General features: G+C 72.1%; 18 protein-coding genes. 12 read left to right on the top strand and 6 right to left on the bottom strand.

The features are described from left to right. The 7 genes from C5N14_RS21065 to C5N14_RS21035 all read left to right on the top strand — a co-directional run bounded on the left by C5N14_RS21065 (window position 1) and on the right by C5N14_RS21035 (window position 7,741). Window positions 1-1,182 (top strand): Xaa-Pro peptidase family protein, encoded by a 1,182-nt coding sequence (locus C5N14_RS21065; protein WP_117669842.1) that lies wholly within the window; start codon window positions 1-3, stop codon window positions 1,180-1,182. Next, complete coding sequence (locus C5N14_RS21060; protein WP_117669841.1) at window positions 1,179-2,015, top strand: alpha/beta fold hydrolase; 837 nt, start codon at window positions 1,179-1,181, stop codon at window positions 2,013-2,015. Before C5N14_RS21065 ends, C5N14_RS21060 begins: the two co-directional genes overlap by 4 nt. Beyond that, the gene (locus tag C5N14_RS21055; RefSeq protein WP_117669840.1) at window positions 2,012-2,995 is read left to right on the top strand and encodes an ABC transporter ATP-binding protein; all 984 of its coding nucleotides are present in this window, start codon (window positions 2,012-2,014) and stop codon (window positions 2,993-2,995) included. The genes C5N14_RS21060 and C5N14_RS21055 overlap by 4 nt, the downstream gene beginning before the upstream one ends. Further along, a complete protein-coding gene (locus C5N14_RS21050) occupies window positions 2,964-3,968 on the top strand; it encodes a dipeptide ABC transporter ATP-binding protein (protein WP_117669839.1) in 1,005 nt (334 codons plus the stop codon). Before C5N14_RS21055 ends, C5N14_RS21050 begins: the two co-directional genes overlap by 32 nt. 33 nt (window positions 3,969-4,001) lie before the next feature. Further along, a complete protein-coding gene (locus tag C5N14_RS21045) occupies window positions 4,002-5,204 on the top strand; it encodes a dipeptidase (RefSeq protein WP_207892807.1) in 1,203 nt (400 codons plus the stop codon). An 88-nt stretch (window positions 5,205-5,292) separates the two neighbouring features. Continuing rightward, window positions 5,293-6,039, top strand: coding sequence for a GntR family transcriptional regulator (locus tag C5N14_RS21040; RefSeq protein WP_128763617.1), 747 nt, complete (start codon window positions 5,293-5,295; stop codon window positions 6,037-6,039). 520 nt (window positions 6,040-6,559) lie between these two features. Beyond that, a complete protein-coding gene (locus tag C5N14_RS21035) occupies window positions 6,560-7,741 on the top strand; it encodes a Cmx/CmrA family chloramphenicol efflux MFS transporter (protein ID WP_117669837.1) in 1,182 nt (393 codons plus the stop codon). A gap of 170 nt (window positions 7,742-7,911) precedes the next feature. Here the strand turns inward: C5N14_RS21035 and C5N14_RS21030 are convergent, their stop codons facing one another. Continuing rightward, window positions 7,912-8,142 carry a DUF2188 domain-containing protein gene (locus C5N14_RS21030; RefSeq protein ID WP_117669836.1) on the bottom strand — a complete coding sequence of 77 codons (231 nt, stop codon included), beginning with the start codon at window positions 8,140-8,142 and terminating at the stop codon, window positions 7,912-7,914. 385 nt (window positions 8,143-8,527) lie between these two features. Between C5N14_RS21030 and C5N14_RS21025 the strand changes: the two genes are divergently transcribed. The 3 genes from C5N14_RS21025 (at window position 8,528) to C5N14_RS21010 (ending at window position 11,755) form a co-directional block, all read left to right on the top strand. After that, window positions 8,528-9,934: a glycosyltransferase gene (locus tag C5N14_RS21025; RefSeq protein ID WP_243639887.1), complete on the top strand. Its 1,407-nt coding sequence runs from the start codon at window positions 8,528-8,530 to the stop codon at window positions 9,932-9,934. A 190-nt stretch (window positions 9,935-10,124) separates the two neighbouring features. Beyond that, window positions 10,125-10,781, top strand: a complete 657-nt coding sequence (locus C5N14_RS21015) for a M23 family metallopeptidase (RefSeq protein ID WP_117669833.1) — start codon at window positions 10,125-10,127, stop codon at window positions 10,779-10,781. A gap of 134 nt (window positions 10,782-10,915) precedes the next feature. After that, window positions 10,916-11,755 carry a peptidoglycan-binding domain-containing protein gene (locus C5N14_RS21010; protein WP_117669832.1) on the top strand — a complete coding sequence of 280 codons (840 nt, stop codon included), beginning with the start codon at window positions 10,916-10,918 and terminating at the stop codon, window positions 11,753-11,755. Between the two features lie 60 nt (window positions 11,756-11,815). On the opposite strand, the gene C5N14_RS21005 is transcribed toward C5N14_RS21010, so the two are convergent. Then, window positions 11,816-12,559, bottom strand: a complete 744-nt coding sequence (locus C5N14_RS21005; protein WP_117669831.1) for a YqjF family protein — start codon at window positions 12,557-12,559, stop codon at window positions 11,816-11,818. Window positions 12,560-12,813: 254 nt separating this feature from the next. Between C5N14_RS21005 and C5N14_RS33315 the strand changes: the two genes are divergently transcribed. Both C5N14_RS33315 and C5N14_RS20995 read left to right on the top strand, forming a co-directional pair. Beyond that, window positions 12,814-14,154 (top strand): helix-turn-helix transcriptional regulator, encoded by a 1,341-nt coding sequence (locus C5N14_RS33315; protein ID WP_243639869.1) that lies wholly within the window; start codon window positions 12,814-12,816, stop codon window positions 14,152-14,154. Window positions 14,155-14,289: 135 nt separating this feature from the next. Continuing rightward, window positions 14,290-14,769 (top strand): hypothetical protein, encoded by a 480-nt coding sequence (locus tag C5N14_RS20995; RefSeq protein ID WP_117669830.1) that lies wholly within the window; start codon window positions 14,290-14,292, stop codon window positions 14,767-14,769. A gap of 144 nt (window positions 14,770-14,913) precedes the next feature. Here C5N14_RS20995 and C5N14_RS20990 read toward each other — a convergent pair whose 3' ends face one another. From C5N14_RS20990 to C5N14_RS20975, 4 genes are all read right to left on the bottom strand, one after another. After that, window positions 14,914-17,715: a M14 family zinc carboxypeptidase gene (locus C5N14_RS20990; protein WP_243639867.1), complete on the bottom strand. Its 2,802-nt coding sequence runs from the start codon at window positions 17,713-17,715 to the stop codon at window positions 14,914-14,916. Window positions 17,716-17,878: 163 nt separating this feature from the next. Further along, window positions 17,879-18,916: a GDP-mannose 4,6-dehydratase gene (gene gmd, locus C5N14_RS20985; protein ID WP_117669828.1), complete on the bottom strand. Its 1,038-nt coding sequence runs from the start codon at window positions 18,914-18,916 to the stop codon at window positions 17,879-17,881. A 30-nt stretch (window positions 18,917-18,946) separates the two neighbouring features. Further along, entirely contained in the window at window positions 18,947-20,164 is a 1,218-nt protein-coding gene (locus C5N14_RS20980; RefSeq protein WP_165878176.1) for a class I SAM-dependent methyltransferase, read from the bottom strand. Between the two features lie 124 nt (window positions 20,165-20,288). Beyond that, the gene (locus C5N14_RS20975; RefSeq protein ID WP_165878175.1) at window positions 20,289-20,840 is read right to left on the bottom strand and encodes an NUDIX domain-containing protein; all 552 of its coding nucleotides are present in this window, start codon (window positions 20,838-20,840) and stop codon (window positions 20,289-20,291) included. Window positions 20,841-21,227: the final 387 nt, after the last annotated feature.

Here is a 21,227-nt window from a genome sequence, read left to right as displayed (position 1 = left end):
ATGCGACTGCCCGACAGCTTCTACACCAGCGTCCGGACCCGGCTAGCCGAGGCGCTCGACGAGCGTGGCCTGGACGGCTTCCTGGCCAGCTCGCCGGCCGACGTCGCCTTCCTCAGCGGCTTCTTCTACATCGCCACCGAACGCCCCGTCTACCTCTGGATGCCGCGGGCGGGGGATCCGCTGCTGGTCATCCCCCGGCTCGACGAGGAGTACGCCGCCCAGCAGGGCGTCCAGGTGGCCACGGCCAGCTACTTCGAGTACCCGGGCGTGGTCACCGCCGAGCAGACCCTCGCCGCGGCGCTGTCCCGCCCCGGCGGCCCGATCCGCCGGATCGGGGTGAGTGCCGGCATCTCGGTCGGCGCGTTCCGGGCACTGTCCCTGGCCATCGCCGGGGTCAACCTGGAGACCACCGACGCGGTGTCCCGGCTGCGGCTGCGCAAGTTCCCCGAGGAGATCCCGTTCCACGAGGCCGCCGCGCGGATCTGCGACGAGATGCTCGGCGCCGGCCGGGCGCTGATCGAGGAGGCGCTGGCCGGCGGGGGACCGCTGCCCCGCGAGGACGAGATCGCCCGGCACGTGATCGGGTACGGCACCGACCGGATGTACGCCGACTACGAGCTGGTCGTCTACACCACCAAGCTGGCCGGCGGGCTGGTCTACGCCGGCCCGAACTCCGCCCTGCCGCACGGCCTGCCGACCCGTCGGCGGATCCAGCCGGGGGACACCCTCATCCTCTCCCTCGGCGCGGCGGTGGCCAGCCGGTTCGTGGAGAGCGAGCGCACCTTCGTCATCGGTGAACCCACCGCCGAGCAGGTGCGCTACTACGAGGCCGACCGACAGGCGCAGGAGGTCGGCACCGAGGCGATGATCGCCGGTCGGACCTGCGCCGAGGTCAACCGGATCTGCCTGGACGTGCTGCGCGGGCACGGGCTGGGGGACTACATCCGGCACCGGCAGGGGCACGGCATCGGGTTGCAGAACCACGAGGCGCCGTGGGTCGAGGACGGCGACGACACCGTGCTCGCCCCCGGCATGCTGCTCTCCAGCGAGCCGGGCGTCTACGTCCCCGGCCACGCCGGCTACCGCATCTCCGACACGGTCCTGGTAGGGGAGGACGGCCCGCGCCGGCTCACCAGCTACCCGCGCGACCTGGCATCCAACGTCATCGAGGGGGTCCGATGAAGATCAACGGAGCGGAACTGGTCGTCGAGGCGTTCGGCCCGACCGACGCACCGCCGATGATCGTGCACCACGGTGCGCCCGGCCTGGGCTCGCGCAACGAGCCGAAGCGCTCGTTCGGCCCGTTCGCCGACCGGATGCGGGTCATCGTCTTCGACGCCCGCGGGTCCGGCGAGTCCAGCGACGACGAGCCGTTCACCCACGAGCAGTGGGTGGCCGACGTGGACGCCATCCGGGAGCACTTCGGCTACGAGAAGATCGTCATGGCCGGCGGCTCGTACGGCGGGTTCATCGCCCTGGAGTACGCCGTCGCCCACCCCGACCGGGTCTCCGCGCTGGTGCTGCGGGACACCGCCGCGGACACCGCCCATGACCACCTCGCGGTCGAGCGGGCCCGCAACACCGACCGCTCGGTGATCCCGGAGTGGGTCATCGAGCGGATCGGCACCGGCCGGTTCGAGAGCAACGAGCAGTTGCGGGAGTACTGGCGGGCCATCCTGCCGCTGTACGACCACCAGCACGACCCGGCCAAGGACGAGGCGAAGCTGGCCGCCACCCGGTTCCACTACCGGACCCACAACGCGGCCTTCGGGCAGAACATGCCCCGCTACGACCTCAAGCCGAAGCTGCCGTCGATCACCTGCCCGACACTGGTCACCGTGGGCCGGCACGACTGGCGTACCCCGGTGGCGGCCTCGCAGGTCATCGCGGACCTGGTCCCCGACGGCCGGCTGGTGGTCTTCGAGAAGTCCGGGCACTCGCCGCAGTTGGAGGAGCCCGATCTGTTCCAGCAGGTGGTGCGCGACTTCCTCGCCGAGGCCGGAGTGCTGCGATGACCCTGTTGGAGATCGACGACCTGCGGGTCGCGTTCCCCGGCCCGAGCGGGCCGGTCAACGCGGTGAACGGGGTGTCGCTCAAGGTCGACCCCGGGCAGACCCTGGCGATCCTCGGCGAGTCCGGCTCCGGCAAGAGCGTCACCGCGCAGGCGGTGATGGGCATCCTCGACACGCCGCCGGCCCGGATCAGCGGCGCGGTCCGGCTGCACGGCCGGGAGCTGCTCACCCTGCCGCGCAAACAGCGGGACCGGATCAGCGGCGAGGAGATCGGCATGGTCTTCCAGGACGCGATGGCCGCGCTCAACCCGGTCTTCACCGTCGGGCACCAGATCATGGAGGTGCTGCGGGTGCGCCGCGGCATGTCCAGGGCCGACGCCCGCCGCCGGGCCGTCGAACTGGTCGACCGGGTCCGGATCCCGGCCGCCAAGGACCGGATCCGGGACTACCCGCACCAGTTCTCCGGCGGGATGCGGCAGCGCATCATGATCGCGCTGGCCATCTGCCTGGAACCGGACCTGCTGATCGCCGACGAGCCCACCACCGCCCTGGACGTGACCGTGCAGGCCCAGGTGATGGAGCTGCTCGCGGAGATCCAGCGGGACAGCGGGATGGGCCTGCTGCTGATCACCCACGACCTCGGGGTGGTGGCCGAGGTCGCCGACGACGTGGCGGTGATGTACGCCGGCCGGATCGTCGAGCGGGGCACGGTCGAGCAGATCTTCGACGGCCCGGCCCATCCGTACACCGAGGGGCTGCTCGCCTCGATGCCCCGGGTGGACCGGCGCGACGACGTGCTCTACGCGATCCCGGGCGCCCCGCCCAACCCGGCCCGGCTGCCCGCCGGCTGCCCGTTCCACCTGCGCTGTCCCCGGGCGACCGACGAGTGTCGGACGGTCCTGCCGCCGCTGGAGGTGCTCCCCGCCAACCGGGCCAGCGCCTGCCACCACCATGAGGAGGTGCTCGGTGCCACCCGGCGATGACGTGGTGCTGCGGGTCGAGAACCTGGTCAAGCACTTCCCGCTCAAGGGGCGGATACCGTTCACCTCCGGCGGCGTGGTCAAGGCCGTCGACGGGGTCTCCTTCGACCTGCGCCGGGGCGAGACCCTCGGCGTGGTGGGCGAGTCCGGCTGCGGCAAGAGCACCCTGGCCCGGATGCTGGTCGGGCTGGAACAGCCCACCTCCGGCGCGGTGCGCTTCGGCGAGTCGGTGGTGCACACGGCCAAGGGTCGGGAACTGCGTGCGCTGCGCCGGCGAATCCAGATCGTGCTCCAGGACCCGTACACGTCGCTGAACCCGCGGCGCACCATCCGGGAGATCCTGCTCCAGCCCTTCGAGATCCACCCAGACGTGCTGGACCGGCGGCGCCGGATCGACCGGATCAGGGACCTGCTCGACCTGGTCGGCCTCGATCCCGACCTGCACCTGGACCGCTACCCGCACCAGTTCTCCGGCGGGCAGCGCCAGCGCATCGGCATCGCCCGGGCGCTCGCTCTGCAACCCGACGTGATCGTCTGCGACGAGCCGGTCTCCGCGCTGGACGTGTCGGTCCAGGCCCAGGTGGTCAACCTGCTGGAACGGCTCCAGGAGGAGCTGGGCGTGGCGTACGTCTTCATCGCCCACGACCTGTCCGTGGTGCGGCACATCTCCGACCGGGTGGCGGTGATGTACCTCGGCAAGCTGGTGGAGACCGGCCCCGAGGCGAGCCTGTACGACACGCCCCGGCATCCGTACACCAGCGCGTTGCTCTCGGCCGTGCCGGTGCCCGAGCCCGCCGGACGCGGGCAACGGCAGCGGATCCTGCTGGCCGGTGACCCGCCCAGCCCGGTCGACCCGCCCTCTGGTTGCCGGTTCCGGACCCGTTGCTGGCAGGCGACCGAGACCTGCGCCACCACCGAACCGCCGCTGGCCGCCGGAGTCCACCCGGTTGCCTGCCACTTCCCGCTGGCCGCGTGAACGACCGGCGACCGTCCCGAAGGAGACAGTGTCTTGCTGCAAGAACCCGCCCCCCGGTACCAGGGGCACAGGTCCTACTCGTACCTGGAGCCGCACTCGGACTACCGGGTGTTCGAGTTGGCGCAGGAAGTCGGCCGGGTGCCCGAGCACGACCTCGGCCTGACCGACGCCCAGCGTGCGCGGGTGACCCGACTGCTCACCGAGCACGTCGCGATCTCCCTGCACGAGCACCCGGTGGTCCTGCCCGAGGACGTCGGCGAGCTTCGCACGTACAACCGCACCGCGCGCCAGCGCACCGGCTACGAGGGGCTGTCCCGCTCCGGCCTGACCGCGGTGTTCGACAACTTCATGGCCGGCGCCTCCTGCGTGACCAGCGAGAACGGCTGGAAGTGGAACGACCTCGTCTACGCCCTCGGGATGCGGATGAGTGACCTCTACAAGCAGGACCACGTCTTCCTGGCCACCTCGCTGGCCGACATCCACGCCGCCAAGCGGGACGGCCGGCTGGCGCTGGTCGCGGGCCTGGAGTGCGCCAGCCCGATCGAGAACGAGCTGGACCGGATCGACATCCTCTACGGCTTCGGCGTCCGCCAGCTCGGCATCGCCTACAGCCAGGCCAACATGCTCGGCGGTGGCCTCTCCGAGCGGCACGACGGCGGGCTGACCCACTTCGGTCGGCGTGCGGTGGACCGGATGAACAAGCTCGGCGTCGCCATCGACGTCTCGCACTCCGGCGACCAGACCTCGCTGGACGTGATCGAGGCCAGCCGGGTGCCGGTGTTCATCACCCACGCCGGCGCCCGCACGGTGTGGGACACCTCGCGGATGAAGCCGGACGAGGTGATCCGGGCCTGCGCCGAGCGTGGTGGCGTGATCGGCATCGAGGCCGCTCCGCACACCACCCTGTCGGCCGAGCACCCGCAGCACTCGATCGAGTCGGTGATGGACCACTTCACGTACTGCGTGGAACTGGTCGGCATCGACCACGTCACGTTCGGCCCGGACACGATGTTCGGAAACCACGTGGGGGTGCACAACACCTACGCCGGCAACTACGCGCACGACGCCGGCAACCGGCCGGAGCACCCCCGGGTGGAGTACGTGTCCGGCGTGGAGAACCCGGGCGAGGCGTTCGGCAACATCGTCGGCTGGCTGGTCAGCCACGGGTACTCCGACGACGAGATCGCCAAGGTGATCGGCGGCAACACCGTGCGGGTGCTCGAACAGGTCTGGTAGTGCCCTGCCGGTCGATTTATCGGGTGGGCCCCGACGAACTAAACTCCGTACGCCACGGCCGGCGGCGGGGAATGAAGAGGTGGAGCGGATGGTTCGGCGCGAGACCGCGCTACAGGCCGCGCACGGTCGGCTACGGGAGCTGATCGGCAGCGAGTTCCGGTCGGGCGACAAGCTGCCAAACGAGCGGGAGCTGGCCGATCGGCTGGAGGTCAGCCGTGCCACCGTGCGCGAGGTGCTGGGCCAACTCGCCGGCGAGGGCGTGGTGACCCGTACCTGGGGGATCGGCACCTTCGTGCACGACGGCGGCGAGCGGGTGCCCGTGTCGATCGGTGACGTGACCGCGCTGCGGGACCGGATCACCGCCTCGGGCCACCGGCCGACGCTCCAGGACGCGGCGGTCAGCCGGGCGACCTGCCCGGCTGACTGCGCCAGGGTGCTCGGGCTGGAGCCGGGCTCGCCGGTGTGGCGGGTCGACCGGCTGTTCGCCGTGGACGGGGTCGCGGCGGCCTGGATCCGGGACCATCTGCCGCTGCGCTTCGCCGGCCGGGACCTCGACCCGTCCGGCCTGGTCAGCATCGACCTGGACATGTTCGAGTTCCTGGCCAGCGCGACCGGCGTGCCGGTGCGGCGGGCGGAGATCGAACTCGCGGCCGTGCTCGCCGACGAGGAGTCCACCGCCCGGCTCGGCGTGGCGCTCGGGCATCCGCTGGTCACCGCCACCCAGATCGGCTACGGGGCGGACGGGGCGGCACTCTTCCACGGACACATCACGGTCCGTACCGACGTGCTGACTCTGCGCATCAGTCGCGGAGCGGAGTCCCAGCCGACGGGGTGAGCGTCGCGGCGTGCTGCTGGAGGGGCGCGGTGCTGAGGAGATGATCGGGGAACCGGCGGCGGGCCGGCCTCACCCAGGAGGAGCTCGCGGCGCGCGCCGGCCGCGACCGAACACCGGTACGACGTGGTGGTGCTCGACATCATGCTCCCCGGCCTTTGACGGGCGCGCGTACGGCAGCTAGGGTCGGCTCCATGTCCAGCCCCGAGGCGTCCAGACGCTAGCCACCGGTCGTCCGGTGGCGTCCGCTGGGTGATGTCGCGCTGACGCGTCGTCGAGTCCGACGACAGTGCGCCTCTCTGCCATGCCTGCCGCCGGACCGCCGTCGCCCGGGCTGTTTCTCCCCGCTCCGTCTCACCGCCTCCGCCTTCCGGCCGGGTCCGTGATGCCGGCTCCCGGGGTGTCCTCGCGCGGTGCTCCCGGTATGCGCACGGCTGGATGAACGTTCCTCGCAGACACCCGGCCGTGGGTTGCGGTGGCCTGCCGCGCCTTGTCTCGTTTCAGACGCGGTTGTGGAGTCGTCATGCCATTCGCCATCTACCTGCTCGGACTGGCGGTCTTTACCCAGGGAACGTCCGAGTTCATGTTGTCCGGCCTGGTGCCGGACATCGCCAGTGACCTGAACGTGTCCGTCCCGGCCGCCGGGGCGCTGACCTCGGCCTTCGCCGCGGGCATGATCGTCGGCGCGCCGCTGGTGGCCATCCTCAGTCTGCGCTGGCCGCGACGCCGGGCGTTGCTGGTCTTCCTGATCACCTTCATGCTCGTGCACGTTGCGGGGGCCGTCACCACCAGCTTCGGCGTCCTGCTCACCACCCGGGTCCTCGGTGCCCTGGCCACCGCCGGGTTCCTGGCCGTCGCCGTCGCGACGGCGGCCGGCATGGCCGGACCGGACGCCAAGGGCCGGGCCACCTCCGTCCTGCTCGGCGGCGTCACCCTCGCCTGTGTCGCGGGGGTACCGGCCGGTGCCGTGCTCGGTCAGCTCTGGAGCTGGCGCGTGGCCTTCTGGGCGGTGGCCGTCCTCTCGGTGCCGGCCGTCTTCGCGGTCCTGCGCTCGGTTCCGGCGACGGCACCGGACCCGGCCGCGCCGAGCGCGCGGCGGGAACTGCGGGCGCTGCGCCGTCCCCGGGTACTGGTGACCCTGTGCCTGGCCGCGCTCGTGAACGGCGCAACCTTCTGCAGCTTCACCTACCTGGCCCTGTTGGTCACCGACGTCAGCGGGTACGGCCAGGGGTGGGTGCCGGCACTGCTGGCGATCTTCGGCCTGGGGTCGTTCGTCGGGGTGACCGTCGCGGGCCGGATGTCGGACGCCCGGCCGATGCGACTCCTGGTGACCGGCGGCCCGGCCCTGCTCATCGGCTGGCTCCTGTTCACGATCACCGCGGGCAACCCGGTCGCGGCGTTCCTGCTCGTCTTCGTCCAGGGGGCGCTCTCCTTCGCCGTCGGCTCCACGCTGATCACCCAGGTGCTGTACGCGGCCGTGGAGGCGCCGTCGCTCGGTGGCTCGTTCGCGACCGTCGCCCTGAACGTGGGTGCGACCGTCGGTCCCCTGCTGGGTGGCGTCACCATCGGCGCGGGGCTCGGCTACCGGTCCCCGCTGTGGGTCAGTGCGCTGCTGGTCGCACTGGCGATCGTCGCGGCAGGACTGGCGCAGGCGGCGCGGCAGCGGACCGGGACGGAGTCCCGCAGGAAGGTGACCGCCTCCTGAGCCAGGTTCCACGGGCCCGGCCGGAGCCACTCGTCGATCGTCGCGCTCCACCCGGCGGCGCGGCGGCGGCCGGCTCACCTGTGGAGGGGGCCGGCCACGTTGGCCGGCCCCCTCCACCTGGGCTTCCGATCCCGCTCCGGGTGCCGACCTCAGCCGTCCCTGAGCCGCGGTCAGCCCTTGATGTCCCGCGGGTCGCGGCTGCGCGGGTAGGTGTTCTTCTCCCCGATCGTGCCGTCCTGCTTCTTGATCACGTGCTCGACGCCGCGGTCCACCGCCATCTCGCGCCCCCGGGCCTGCGCCTCGTCCTTGGCATCATGGGTGCTGCTGGCCTGCTGGTTGCCCTCCGGACGGGTCTTCCACTGCCCATCCTCGTGGTACGTGTCGATGTCACCCTTGACCATTGCCGGCTCCCGTCTGTCCCTTGCCTGCACCTGAGCTACCGCCAACTACTTGCCGGGAACGCCTCTGCCCAAACGACAGTGGCCCGACCGTTTCCCTGGGGATGGACTTCAGCCAGGTGGAGTTCGAGTCGCCGGTGCGGTGGGCGGCAGCCCGCACCGGCAGCTCGTGGCCACGAATATGGCCGCATCTAAATACAGCGATGTTAGGATTTCGGGAGGCCGCTGAGTGGCGATCTATCGGCCGGATTCACGCTGACCTCACGGCGCATCGGCACACCTCGACAGCCGGCCCGCCCCTGGCTGAACGTCTCGCGATCAGCCCGCCGCCGCACGACGTTCTCGGGGTGGGGCGGCGAGGTCGGGCAGGACGGATGGGACGGTGTTCATGACCGGAGACGAGCGCGGCAGCGCGGTACTGGTATCCACCTACAACAGCGCCGGTCTGTTCAACCCGTTACTCAGGATCGTGGGCGAGTTGAAGGCCCGAGGCGTCAGGAACGTCTGGTTCGCATCGACCGAGGACCGCCGGGCGGACGTCGAGGGGCTGCCCGGCCCGGGCGAGGTCTCTTTCGTCTCGCTCGGCCCGGCCCTCCCGCAGTCGTCACCGGACACCTGGGACGACGCGACGTACCGGGCGCTGACCAACGGTGACCGTGCGGACAGGTTCGCCCGGTACCTCGACGTCTGCACCGACTTCGACTACATCCAGCAGCTCTACCGGCGCTGCCTGGAGGTCATCGACGACGTCCAACCGGCGGTGGCCGTGGTGGACAGCCAGGCCAGTTGGGCGATGGACGCGGCACAGACCCGGCAGGTGCCCTTCCTGGTCAGCATCTCCACACCGCCGTCCAATTTCCTCCAGGAACTGCTGCCACCCCGTTATCCCGCCCCGTTCTCCGGGCTGCCGGCGCGGATGACGCCCCGGCAGCAGGCGGCCAACGCCGGCTTCCGGAGCAGGCTGGTGCGGGCGTTGATGGAGCCGGACCGGCTACGGCGGAACCTCGTCGCCATCGCCCGCCGCAAGGCGGCCGGCCTCCGTAATCCGGAGATGCGGCCGGCGCTCTACGCCGAGGACGCCGCGGCGCTCATGTCGTACACGGTCTTCGGCTTCGAGTACCCGTTCCCGACCGCTCCGGCGAAGTTGCGGATGCTCGGTCCGGTGGTGCCCAGGCAGTTGCCGCCGGCCGACCGGGACGACGAACTGGACCGCTGGCTGGACGACCACCCCTCAGTGGTCTACGTCGGGTTCGGCACCATCATGCGACCGTCCGAGGGGCAGATGAGGACGATCGTCGAGGTCGCGGACCGGCTCGGGCCCGAGCACGCCGTGCTCTGGAAACTGCCCGCGGCCCAGCAGCGCCTCCTCCCGTCCGCGGCACGGCTGCCGGGCAACCTTCGGGTGGAGGAGTGGCTGCCCTGCCAGCTTCGGGTGCTGGCCCACCCGCACGTGCGGGTCTTCTTCAACCACGGTGCCGCCAACGCCATCCACGAGGCCGTCCACTTCGCCACCCCGCAGTTGGTGATGCCGTTCTGGCTGGACTGTCCCGACGGGGTGGTGCGCGCGGTCGACAGCGGGGTGGCGCTGGCCGTCGAGCACACCGACCCCCTGGACGTCGAGGACATCCTCGCCAAGATCGGGCGACTGCTGGACGAGGACTCGTTCCGGGAACGGGCGGAGCTGTGTAGCCAGCGGATGCGGCAGGCTGGCGGGCTCACCGTCGCCGCCGACCTCGTGCTGCGGCACCGCGACGAGGCGGCGGCCCACCGGACCGTCGGGGCGGCGGTCGGCTGAACTCTCGGCTCGTACGCCCCCAGTCGTAGCTGCCGCGGGTGGGCTCCAGCGCGTCCCGCCTCATCACGTTCTCCGTGGTGGTGACCGTGGAGAACTCCGCCCGCACCAGCTCCCGGTACCGAGGGTCGCGCCGGTGCCGCGAGGCCGACCCGGGCCGCACCCGGCAGCCGGCGCCTTGCCGGCGTCTGCCATGCTCGGGGCGGTGACGACCGGCCACCCGACCAGCCCCCGCCGCCATCGCCGCACCCGGATCGTCCGGGCCGTCCTCGCGCTCGGCGCGGTGGGGGCCGTCGTCGCCGTCGCCACGGTCGTCGTCCCAATGCTGCTGCCGCCGGGCCCGCGACCGTCCTTCCAACTCCCCGTCGCCTGCGGCGAGACCTGGCAGCTCGGCACCTACCCGGGCCACGACGACTACGACGTCGACCTGTTCCCCACCGGGGGCAGGGCGTGGGGACGGCCGGTGCTCGCGTCCGAGGCCGGCACGGTCACCGAGGCGGGGATCAACGGGTCCCTCGGCGGGCGTACCCCGGACGACCCGGACGGCCCGCGCGGCCGGGGCGGCGGGTACTGGGTGAAGATCGACCACGGCGGCCGGTGGGAGACGCAGTACCTCCACCTGCTCGAACCGCCGCTGGTCCGGGTCGGTCAGCGGGTCGCCCGGGGCGAGCAGATCGGACGGGTCGGCAGCACCGGCAACTCCGGGGCGCCGCATCTGCACTACGAGCAGCGCCGGGGCTGGCAGAAGGTGGAGGCACACTTCGACGGCTCGCCGTCCGGCATCACCCACGACGACACCGAGTACACGGTCACGCGTACCAGCAACAACTGCGGCCCCGGGGCGTCGTAGCCGACGGGTGCCGGCGCGGAGGGGCACCTCGACCGGCCCGAGCGAGGGTAAGGTCATCGGCACCTCGGCCGGCGGCGGTGTCCGGGTCGCCGGCCACCTCGACCACGGCTCCCACCACCCGCCTCGGAGGGACAGTGCCCACCAGAAGACACCTGCTCCACAACGCCGTCGCCGCGACGGTCGGCCTCGCGGTCGGCGGCCAGGCCCTGCCCGCCCCGGGCGCCGCCGAGCTGCCGCAGGTCGACATGGAAGCACTGATCAAGGCCGCGCAGATCGACCCGCGCCGCGCCGACACCGCCATCACCGCCGGCAGCAAGGACAGCGTGCTGCTCGTGGAGCGGGCCCTGCGGGACCGGGGGTTGCTCGCCAGCACCTATGTGGACGGGCACTTCGGCACCAGCACCGTCTCGGCCTACGCCGCGTACCAGCGTTCCCTCGGCTACTCGGGGCTCGACGCCACCGGCCTGCCCGGGCAGACGTCGCTGCGGCTGCTCGGTGACCAGCGTTTCACGGTGGCCCGCGTGCTCACGCCGGGCAGCGCCGTCGCCTTCCGCGGCGCCCAGGTGAACACCCGGACCCGGGCCATGCTGCTCGAAGCCGAGCGGCTGCTCGGCCGGCAGCTGACGATCTCGCAGGGCTCGTACAGCACGAGCGATCCGACTTCGGCCGGCACCCACGACGGCGGCGGAGTCCTGGACCTGTCGGTCGACGGAATGTCCAGCACGTACCGCACCACCGTGGTCCGGCAGTTGCGTCAGGTCGGTTTCGCCGCCTGGCTGCGCACCCCGAGCCAGGGGAACTGGCCCTACCACGTGCACGCCGTCGCGCTGGCCGACACGGATCAGTCGGCGCCCGCCCAGCACCAGGCCGGCGACTACTACCTCGGGCTGAACGGACTGGCCGACCGCGGCGCCGACGACGGGCCCGCCGTCACCCCCAAGCTCACCTGGGAGGAGTACCAGCGAACTCTGTGATCACCCGGCGTGGTCCAGCCCGGATCGGCTCGTGCTGATCGCCGCCACCCCGCGTGGCGGTCAGCCGGGCCGGTGCAGGGTGACCGGAGAGCCGAACACGACCGGAACGCCGGGGGAGTGCAGCACGCTCACCGGCGGACCGGCCGGTGCCGGCAGCCCGGCGGCGGTGACGAGGTCGTCGTCCAGGTGCAGCAGTTCGGCCCGGTGCAGCGGCCAACGGGGATGCCAGTTCGGCAGGTGCAGGGTTCGCCCGTACGCCCGGGTGTGCAGCGCCCAGCGGGCGGTGACGAAGTGTTCCACCGGGGTCGGGTCGGTGATCGGTCCGCCCACCCGCACCACCATCCGGCTGGTCGTGCCGGCCGGGCCGGGCCAGCGGCGCCGGCACCGGTAGGTGTAGCGGTCGCCGTCGCGGTCCAGCCGCATCGCCGACCACAGGTACGGCAGTCGCAGGGTCGCCCGGGCGACCAGCACCGGGACGAGCCGGGAGGCGTCGAGCGAGCGGAACACCACCGCGCGCCGGCCGTTCCCGTCGACCGAGTAGAGCCGCACGTTGGTCTCCCAGAAGGTGCCGAGGTACGGCACCCCCGGTCCCCGGCCGAAACCCAGCCCGACCATCCGGAAGCCGATCAGCCCGACGTAGGTGACCCCGTCGAGGGTGTCCGGGCGGGTGCCGGCGGGCAGCAGCGGCGCGACGAGTTCCGGCGCGACCGCCCAGTGCAGGAAGGTGAGATTCTCCCAGCGCTGCCGCAGGACCACCCGGCGGAACGCCCGATCGGGTGCGGGGTCGACCCGCTCGATGTCCATGCACCCATCGTGCCCCGCCCGGGTGAACCGCCGGGCGTCAGCCACCACGAGCGGTCGACGGCGCCGCGACACCGGCGGGCCCAGCCTGACGCCCGACCAAATCCGTACTGTCCTCCTAGGATGCCTTGTGGAGCGTGACCCGGGGCCACGACGGCCAGCCGGGCGCCCGTTGCGGTACGGGCAGTTTCGTACGATCCATCCGGCGCCGGCCCGGACCCGGCGCGTCATGGCCGGTACACGGGAACGGGGGCGACGTGGCGCGCAAGGAAAGACCGATCGATCTCGGGGCCGGTCCGCTGCCGCGCTTCGCCCACGAACTGCGGATGCTCCGGGCCGCGGCCGGCAACCCCACCTACCGCGTGCTGGCCAGGGCCGCCGGCTACAGCCCGACCACCCTCTCCGAGGCCGCGAGCGGGATGCGCCGGCCCAGCCTCGACGTGGTGCTGGCGTACGTGGGCGCCTGCGGCGGGGACACCGAGCAGTGGCGGCATCGCTGGCACGAGCTGGACGCCGAGCTGCGCGCGGCCGTCGGCCCGCCGCCCGACTCCGGGTCACCCGGTCCCGGGCCACCCGATCCCGGGCCACCCGATCCCGTGCCGGCGGACCTCGCGCCGCCCGAGCCCCTGCCGGTCGTCACCGCCGTCACCGCCGGGTCACCCGACGCCGAGGCGCTCGCCGTGCCGGTGCCGTCGTGTGGGCCGTCGTCGTCCGGGCCGTCGTCGTCGTCCGGGCCCCTCGGGTCGGTGGCGCCCGGCGGGCCGGCGGCGCGGCGTCGGCTCGCCCGGCGGGTGCTCGTGGCGGCCACGGTGGTGTCCGTGGCCGCCACGGCGGTCGGGCTGCTCACCGAACGCGACCCGGCGGTGTCCCGGGGGACGGGGCCGGCGCCCCACGCGGTGACCTGCCCGTCCGTCGGGCCGGAAGCCCGGTTCACCGGCACGACGTACGGCATCGGGGCACGCGTGCGCAGCGGCGCGCACCTCGACGCCCCGGTGCTGTCGATGGTGCCGGCCGGCTGCCCGGTCGGCTTCACCGGCTTCTGCCTCGGCGACACGGTGCTGGACGCCACGTCGGGTACGCCGGACGTCCGCTGGTTCACGGTGGCCGGCGGCGGGGTGATGGCCTCGGGGATCGTGCACGGCAACCCGGCGGCCGGGGCCGCCCCCGTCGACTGCCCGGGCGGACGGACGCCACCCACCGAGATCACCCTGGCCGCCGAGCCCACGCCCGAGGCGGGCACCGCCGAGCGGGGCCGGCTGCGGCTGCGGGCCGCCGGCCGCCGGGTGGACGTGGTCGGCTTCGCCGCGTACTACGCCGACGACAGCCGGGCGTCGCCCCGCTGGCACCAGCTTGCCCTGACCGGCCCCTCGGGGCCCGCCTTCACCGCCGAGTGGCGGCCCGCCCGGCGGCACCCGCCCGTCCAGCCGGCCGGTGCGGTGCTGCTGGCCGCGGTGGCCTGCCTGGGCGGCGACGGGCCCACCGACGTGCTCGACGTCCGGCGGGTGGCCGGGGCCCGGCTCGCCGCCCCGTCCCGGCCTCTCGACCCGGGCCAGCGGGTCGCCGCCGGGCGGGCGGCGTGCCGGTACCCCGACCGCTGACGGCGGTTCCCGGCGGGCCGTCCGGGCGGGATTGATCGGCGCGGCCCGATCGGGGACGCGATCAATCAACCGCGCCGGTACGAACGAGTCCGACAGGGCGCCGCGTTCCGGTGCGGCGTCCGGAAGGAGAACAACGTGTCCATTCGCCAGAAGAGGCTCGCCGACGTGCTGGGCCGGCGGTTCGCCGCAGTCGTGGTGGCGTTCGCCGTGGGTCTGGCCGCCCTGTTGACCGGTCCGACCGCGGCCCACGCGGCGGACAAGAACCCGTACTCCGCGTCCGGGCTCTGCGGGGCGGGGTACTACGTCCTCGACGTCAACCCGCAGGACGGCGACTACTACATCTATGTGCTCTACAACCGCAGCACGGGCAAGAACTGCGTCGTCACGCTCAAGCAGAACCACCTGGGCGTGAAGACCCCGGTGGACGCCCGCGTGAAGGTGCAGGGCGGTAGCTGGGTCGTCGACCGGGGCAACTACAGCTACTACGCGGGCCCGGTCTACGTGAACGCGGCGGACAAGTGCATCCAGTGGGGCGGGTACGTCTACTACTACCCCAGCGGCGGGTTCGACCCGTACTGGATCGGCTACGAGAGCTTTCCCGAGTTCTGCGGCTGATCGGGGGGCGGCCGGTGTCCCGCCCGTGGGGGCGGGACACCGGCCGCAAGGGCGTCGCCCCGGCGGGGACCAGAACCCGGCTGCATCCCGGCGGTGCCGGCCGGGCCCTGCTGGCCCGGCCGGCACGACCTTCGGCGGACCGGGTCAGCCCACCACGGATCGCAGCGGAATTTGCGCGTCCCGCAGGGTGCGCACCAGGTCGCCCAGGAACGGGTGCTCGTCGACCTGGAGTCCGTCGGGGTTCGGGATCACCAGGTAGGCCGAGCCGCCCGCGACGGATGGCCGGGCGGTGTCGGTGAACCGGTCGACGACCGCCTCGGCGCGGGCGAGGTCACCGGCGGCGACCTCGATGGTGAACGGCCGCCACTCGCCGCCGAGGTTCTCCGCCACCGGCACGGCCGCCGCGGCGGCGCGGGCCGGGTCGACGGCGCCGGCCCGGCGCGGCGCGGCGCGCTCCGCCCGGTCGCCGGCCGGGTAGAGCAGCGCGTTGGCCACCAGGTGCAGGCCGCTCTCGTTGTACGCCCGGAACAGCGGGTTGAACGCGAACAGCACGGCCCGGCCGGCGCCGGTCGGCTCGTCCACCAGCGCGACCGTCCCCTTCAGCGCGGCACCCTGCACGGTGTAGCCGTTGGACCAGAAGGTGTCGCCGGTCGGGTAGCTGAGCACGTTCGTGCCGGTGGTGCTCGGGTCGAGAATCGGGTCGTTGTTGTTGAACTCGAAGTCCTCGGCCGGGCGGCCCAGCGCGACCGGGCTGTCGCCGTCCACGTCGACCCGCAGGTGCGAGCCGATCACCGTGTACCCGCTGGGCTTCGGCTTCTCGGTGCTGGAGGTGAGGCCGGCGGCGCGGGCCATCCGGGTGCCCTCGTTGCGCAGCCCGAGGTAGGTGTGGCCCTGGGCGATCCAGTTGCGCAGGTTGGCCTGTCCGGCGGCGGTGAGCCCGCCGGTGGCGCTGCTGCCGTCCGGCACGAGCAGCACGGTGCGCCCGGTGAAGGCCGGCGTGTTGTCGTTGATGTCGGCCGTGGTCACCGGCGTGAGATCGAGCCCCCACCGCTTGCCGAGCACGTACCGGGCCTCGCCGTGCGAGCCGGAGGTGGTGGAGATGCCGGTGCCCTGGAACAGCCCCACGTCGGGCCGGCTGATCGGGGACCCGGCGGCCGGCGTGGTGTACGGGGTGAGCGTCACCCCGAGCTGCTTGGCCAGCTTGTTCCGCTCGGGGGTGAGGCCGGCGGCCGGCAGCCCGACCGCGCCGGTGTCCAGGTCGCGGACGAGTTGGACGCCCTGGCCCAGCAGGGTGAAGGTGAACTCGGCCGCCGCGGCGGAGTCCAGCTCGTAGCTGTAGGAGCCCCTCAGCGCCGGCGCGGCCGAGGTCTTGCCGCCGCCGGTGTTCTCGATCTTGTCGACCAGTCGCGCGTTGGGCCGCACGTCGGCCCCGGTCCAGACGGTGTGCAGCCCCATCAGCAGCGGGTTGCTCCACGAGGACACGTCGTAGAAGTACGGGAACGGCGTGTACGGGTCCTCGCCCAGGATCGCCTGGATCCAGTGCTTCTGCGGCTGGTTCATCGGGATCCAGTAGGCGCCCTCGGGCACGGTCAGGTCGGTCGCGGCGCGCCCGCCGAAGACCCGGGCGGTGGGCAGCTTGAGGGCCTTGCTGACCTCGTACACCTCGACGTCCATCCGGCGCAGCCGTTCGACCAGCCGGCGGGCGTCGGCGAGCTGCCGGTCGGGCAGCAGGAAGTACGAGCGCACGGTGATGTCGGGCACCGGGAACTGCACGGTGTTGGTCGGCTGGACCACCTCGTTGGGCTCCAGCGTGCCGGCCCGGCCCTCGGCGAGCGCGTCCTTCCAGATCTTGTAGTAGCCGGTCAGCACCTCCCGCTTGTTCGCCGCCGCCCAGCCGAGGGTCGCCCACTGGGTGTGGAACTGCTGCTGGACCCGGTCGGCGACCGCCGAGGAGCTGCCCTTCTCGAAGGTCATGCCGGCGGCGCCGAAGCCGGTGGCCGGCACCGTGTCGCCGTACCCCATGAAGAACATGTCGTACGTGGAGTAGTTGAAGTAGCACTCGGTGGTGACGGCACCGCCGCAGGCGCCGTTGAACCCGAATCCGGCCTTGTTGGCCTCGCCGATCCGGTTGACCCAGTCGACCACCTGGCCCGAGATCTCGTGGTGGATCGGGTCGGCGTTGGGCGGGAAGAAGTACTGCCGGCCGCCCATCTCGTGCGCGTCGACGAAGACCTGCGGCGGGTACTGCCGCATCAGCTCGACCTTGCCGTCGGTCTCCTGCTGGGTGCGGGCGAACCAGTCCCGGTTCATGTCGAACCCGTACTCGTTCTGCCGCCGGCTGGCGTCGCGGCCGTCCGGGTTCTGGGTCGGCACGACGATCGTGACGAGGTTGTCGTTGCGCTGCGCGACCTCGCAGGACAGCCCGGCCGCCAGCTCGTACAGGGTCTTCAGGGCGGCGTCGGTGCCGCTCTTCTCCCCACCGTGGACGTTGGCGGTGACCCAGACGATCGCCGGGGTCGCCTCGGCGATCCGGCCGGCCAGTTTCTGCGTCACCAGGCGGGGATCGCGCAGCGAGCGGACGTCCTCGGCGATGTCCTTCAGCACGCCCTGCCGCACGTTGCGTTCGTTGGACACGATCGCGTACGGCAGCGGCTGGCCGAGGACGCTGGTGCCCATGCTGCCGGTGACCACCCGGTTCGAGGCGGTGTCCACGGCGTCGAGGTAGCCGCGGACCTCGTCGTTGGTGACCATCCGCTCCTGGCCGGTGCCGAGCGGGAAGCCGAGGAAGCTCTCCGGGCTCGGCACCGAGGCCAGCCGGGCGTTCGGGTCGGTGCTGCACGCGGGCACCCGGGGGGCGGCGCCCGCCGAGGGGCCGTACAGCAGCGGCGTCGTCGCGGCCAGCACTACGATGGCGGCGGCGCTGGCGAGTCGTTTCGGGGGAACCATTCTGGATCGACGCTGAGCAGGTCGCATGTTTGTCCCGCTTCCCTTCCCGGGAAATGTATCGAGGCCGCCCGGAGCGTATGACCTGCGGTTTCAGCCGGTCAAGATCCGATTGCCGGGCGTTGGGCGCGGCGCCCGCTGATCCGGCGTACGGTTCCGTGGTGCGTCAGCCGGGGCCGCCCGCCTGACGCACCACGTCGTCCGGTGACCGCCCGGCCCGGCCGTGCGACTCCTGCCCCACCTCGGCGAGGTCGGCGTCGACCATCGTCTCCACCAGGGAGCGGAAGTCGCTGCGGGGCTTCCAGCCGAGCCGGGTCCGGGCCTTCGACGCGTCCCCGACGAGCAGGTCGACCTCGGCGGGGCGGAACAGGCGCGGGTCCTGCACGACGTGCCGGCCCCAGTCCCCGATACCGACGTGGTGGAAGGCGACGTCGAGCAGGTCGCGTACGGAGTGGGTGACGCCGGTGGCGATCACGTAGTCGTCCGGCTCGTCCTGCTGGAGCATCAGCCACATGGCCTCGACGTAGTCGCCGGCGAAGCCCCAGTCCCGGCGCGCCTCCAGGTTGCCCAGGGTGATCCTGTCCTGTAGGCCGAGGGCGATCCGGGCCACGCCGCGGGTCACCTTCCGGGTGACGAACTCGTGGCCGCGCCGGGGGCTCTCGTGGTTGAACAGGATCCCCGAGCAGGCGTGGGCGCCGTACGACTCGCGGTAGTTGACGGTCATGAAGTGACCGAAGACCTTCGCGACCCCGTACGGCGAGCGGGGGTGGAATGGGGTCGCTTCGGTCTGCGGGACCTCGCGGACCTTGCCGAACATCTCCGAGCTGGACGCCTGGTAGAAGCGGACGCCGGTCATCTCGTTGTGGGTGTGGATCTGGATCGCCTCCAGCATCCGCAGCACCCCGATCCCGGTGATCTCGCTCGTCAGCTCGGCCTGTTGCCAGGACATCCCCACGTAGCTGACCGCGCCCAGGTTGTAGACCTCGTCGGGCTGGGCGACGTCCAGGGCGCCGATCAGGCTCGGCAGGTCGCGGAGGTCGCCGTCCAACAGCCGCACCGACGGGACGATCTGCCGCACCCGGGGGACCCGGGGATTGTTCTGGCCCCGGACCAGACCGAACACCTCGTAGCCCTTGGCGATCAGCAACTCGGCCAGATAGAGACCGTCCTGACCGGTGACACCCGTGATGAGAGCGCGTGGCACGTGAACTCCTCGTTGGCCCCAGCGGGCCGCCTAGGTCCCGTCCTGACCCACGATCTCCAGGTCCGGCAACGGGAATATCAGCTTCCCACCCTTTTCCAGGTACGCGCGTTCGCGCTCGACGAACACCTCCCGGAAGAACCACGGCGCCACCAGCATGTACTCCGGATGGTCCGACCGCGCCTGTTCCTCGGAGATGATCGGGACGCCGATGGAGGCGATCCTGCGGCCGATCTTGGCGGCCTGGCGTTCCACGGCGAAGGGCAGGTCCGTCACGTCCAGGCCGGCGGCCTGCCAGATGGTGCCGCCCCGGGTGCTGGCGCCGTAGATGTAGCAGCGCTGCCCGGCGGCGTTGATCTCGTCGACCAGCCGACGCAGGTTCTCGAACGCCTTCCTCGCCCGCGCCGCGAACCCGAGCCAGACCTCGGGCCGGTGCAGCGCGAACTCCTCCTCGCGGCGTCGCTGTCGCGCCACGGACTCCTCGACCGGCCGGCTGCCCCGGCGGGAGACCAGGGTGCGGAACGACCCGCCGTTCACGGTGGACAGCCGTACGTCGTTGACCTCCAGGCCGTGCCGGTGCAGCAGGCTCTCCAGCGCCGTCAGCGACCAGTAGGTGAGGTGCTCGTGGCACACGTTGTCGACCGCGCCGAGCGTGACCATGGTCAGGGCGTAGTTCTGCTGGATCAGCCAGATCCCGTCGTCGGCGAGGACCCTGGCGACGTCGGCCACGAAGTGGTTCGGATCGTCCAGGTCGTAGAACATGGAGACGCTGGTGACGACGTCGAACCTCTCGTACTCCCCGGCGGGCGCGGCGCGGAAGTGCCGGGAGTCGAAGAAGTCCGTCACGACCCGGTCGGCGTGCCGGCCCGACTCCCGGGCGAAGGTGCGCACCGGGTCCACGCCGACCCGGTGCACCCGCTCGGGCACGAACGACAGCAGCGTGCCGTCGTTGCAGGCGATGTCCAGCCACCGCCGCGCGTGCGGCCGGCTGTCCAGCGCGTGGTCCACCACGGTCCGCAGGTCCTCGCGGATCGCCTCGTTGGTGCCGGACCGGAAGCCGTAGCGGTCGTGGTACATCAGTTCGCGGGGGGTGGTGTCGCGGAGTTGGGCCAGCCCGCACTGCTCGCACAGCACGAGCACCAGCGGCCACCGGGGCGGCCGGGAGTCGTCGTCCCGGAAGTCGCTGAGGTACTGGTCGCCGAGGTCGAGGACTTCGGTGAGCCCGGTGGCGTGACAGGATCGGCAGATCACAGGGGCCTCCAACGGCCTGGTTCGTCGGGTGCCGGGCGTCGGGGCGGCCACCCCGGGGAGGACGACGCCCTGCGGCGGTCGACCGGTCGCCGGCCGCCCGGGCCGGTCGCCGCCGGGCCCGGCGTCAGAGCAGGTGCGCGTTGCGCAGCACGACGGGAAGGAACGGGTGCAGCAGGTCGGACCCGGACTCCTCCAGCTGCCGCAGGTCCGCCCGGGAGTGCCAGCGGACCCAGCCGTGGGTCCGGTCGGCGGGGGTCAGCGAGCGGGCCTCGTCGTCGGTGCACTCGTACGTCATCAGGGTCAGCATGGTCTGGAAGCCGTGCTCCTCGGGGGCGACGCTCCTGGCGCCCCACCTGACGTTGTAGGTGTGGTTCAGGACCAGCCGGGACCGATCGGCGTCGAGCTGGAGTTCCCGCCGCAACGCCCGAACCGCGCTGTCGGCGAGCGTCTCGCCCACCTTCATCCGGCCGCCGAAGACCCAGAACATGTTGCGCAGCGGCAGGTCCTCCCGGTAGCCGAGCAGCACCCGGCCGTCGGCGGTGTGCGGGATGACATCGACGTTGGCCTGCACCAGGTTGTCCAGCGCCCGTGCGTAGTCGTCCTCGTCCAGGCCGAACTCGGGCACCTCCCGGGGGGTGAACTCATCTTCCACCAGTTCGTGGATCACGGGTTTCACGGGCACGCTCCTGGCCGTGGCGTACGGGTTCGTTCCGCCCGGTGGCGAGTCCCCGGCGCGGCCCCTGCTCGGAGGGGCCGGGGGACACCCGGCGCGGGGTGGGGTGACTGGGTGGCACGGCCGGGCGTTCGGAACGCTCGGTGCTGATCTGACAGCAGCGCGTCAACTGTTCCACACGCATAGCTAACTGTCCATACCTTGCCGTGCAACTACCACGGTGTCCACCCGGTGGTGGGTGCGTCGGTCGGGCGGGGTCGGCGTGACGGCTGGCGGGGGTGGCGCCGAACCGCCCCCGCATTACCGGATTGTTACATCGACGGGCTCGTCGAGCCTTGCGGATGGTGCTCCGCAGGAATACGTTGCCCCCAACAACAAAACCGAGTGAAG

Origin of the sequence: Micromonospora sp. MW-13 (genome assembly GCF_003434305.1) — a bacterium.
In the GTDB taxonomy this organism is placed as follows: domain Bacteria; phylum Actinomycetota; class Actinomycetes; order Mycobacteriales; family Micromonosporaceae; genus Micromonospora.
The sequence above is the reverse complement of the archived record's forward strand: the minus strand, read 5'-3'. Positions and strand labels throughout refer to the sequence as shown.

Excerpts from the sequence above, each read along its gene's own strand:
- C5N14_RS21065 (WP_117669842.1), top strand. The coding sequence starts at position 1 with ATGCGACTGCCCGACAGCTTCTACACCAGCGTCCGGACCCGGCTAGCC.
- C5N14_RS21060 (WP_117669841.1), top strand. The coding sequence starts at position 1,179 with ATGAAGATCAACGGAGCGGAACTGGTCGTCGAGGCGTTCGGCCCGACC.
- C5N14_RS21055 (WP_117669840.1), top strand. The coding sequence starts at position 2,012 with ATGACCCTGTTGGAGATCGACGACCTGCGGGTCGCGTTCCCCGGCCCG.
- C5N14_RS21050 (WP_117669839.1), top strand. The coding sequence starts at position 2,964 with ATGAGGAGGTGCTCGGTGCCACCCGGCGATGACGTGGTGCTGCGGGTC.
- C5N14_RS21040 (WP_128763617.1), top strand. The coding sequence starts at position 5,293 with ATGGTTCGGCGCGAGACCGCGCTACAGGCCGCGCACGGTCGGCTACGG.
- C5N14_RS21035 (WP_117669837.1), top strand. The coding sequence starts at position 6,560 with ATGCCATTCGCCATCTACCTGCTCGGACTGGCGGTCTTTACCCAGGGA.
- C5N14_RS21030 (WP_117669836.1), bottom strand. The coding sequence starts at position 8,142 with ATGGTCAAGGGTGACATCGACACGTACCACGAGGATGGGCAGTGGAAG.
- C5N14_RS21025 (WP_243639887.1), top strand. The coding sequence starts at position 8,528 with ATGACCGGAGACGAGCGCGGCAGCGCGGTACTGGTATCCACCTACAAC.
- C5N14_RS21015 (WP_117669833.1), top strand. The coding sequence starts at position 10,125 with ATGCTCGGGGCGGTGACGACCGGCCACCCGACCAGCCCCCGCCGCCAT.
- C5N14_RS21005 (WP_117669831.1), bottom strand. The coding sequence starts at position 12,559 with ATGGACATCGAGCGGGTCGACCCCGCACCCGATCGGGCGTTCCGCCGG.
- C5N14_RS20990 (WP_243639867.1), bottom strand. The coding sequence starts at position 17,715 with ATGGTTCCCCCGAAACGACTCGCCAGCGCCGCCGCCATCGTAGTGCTG.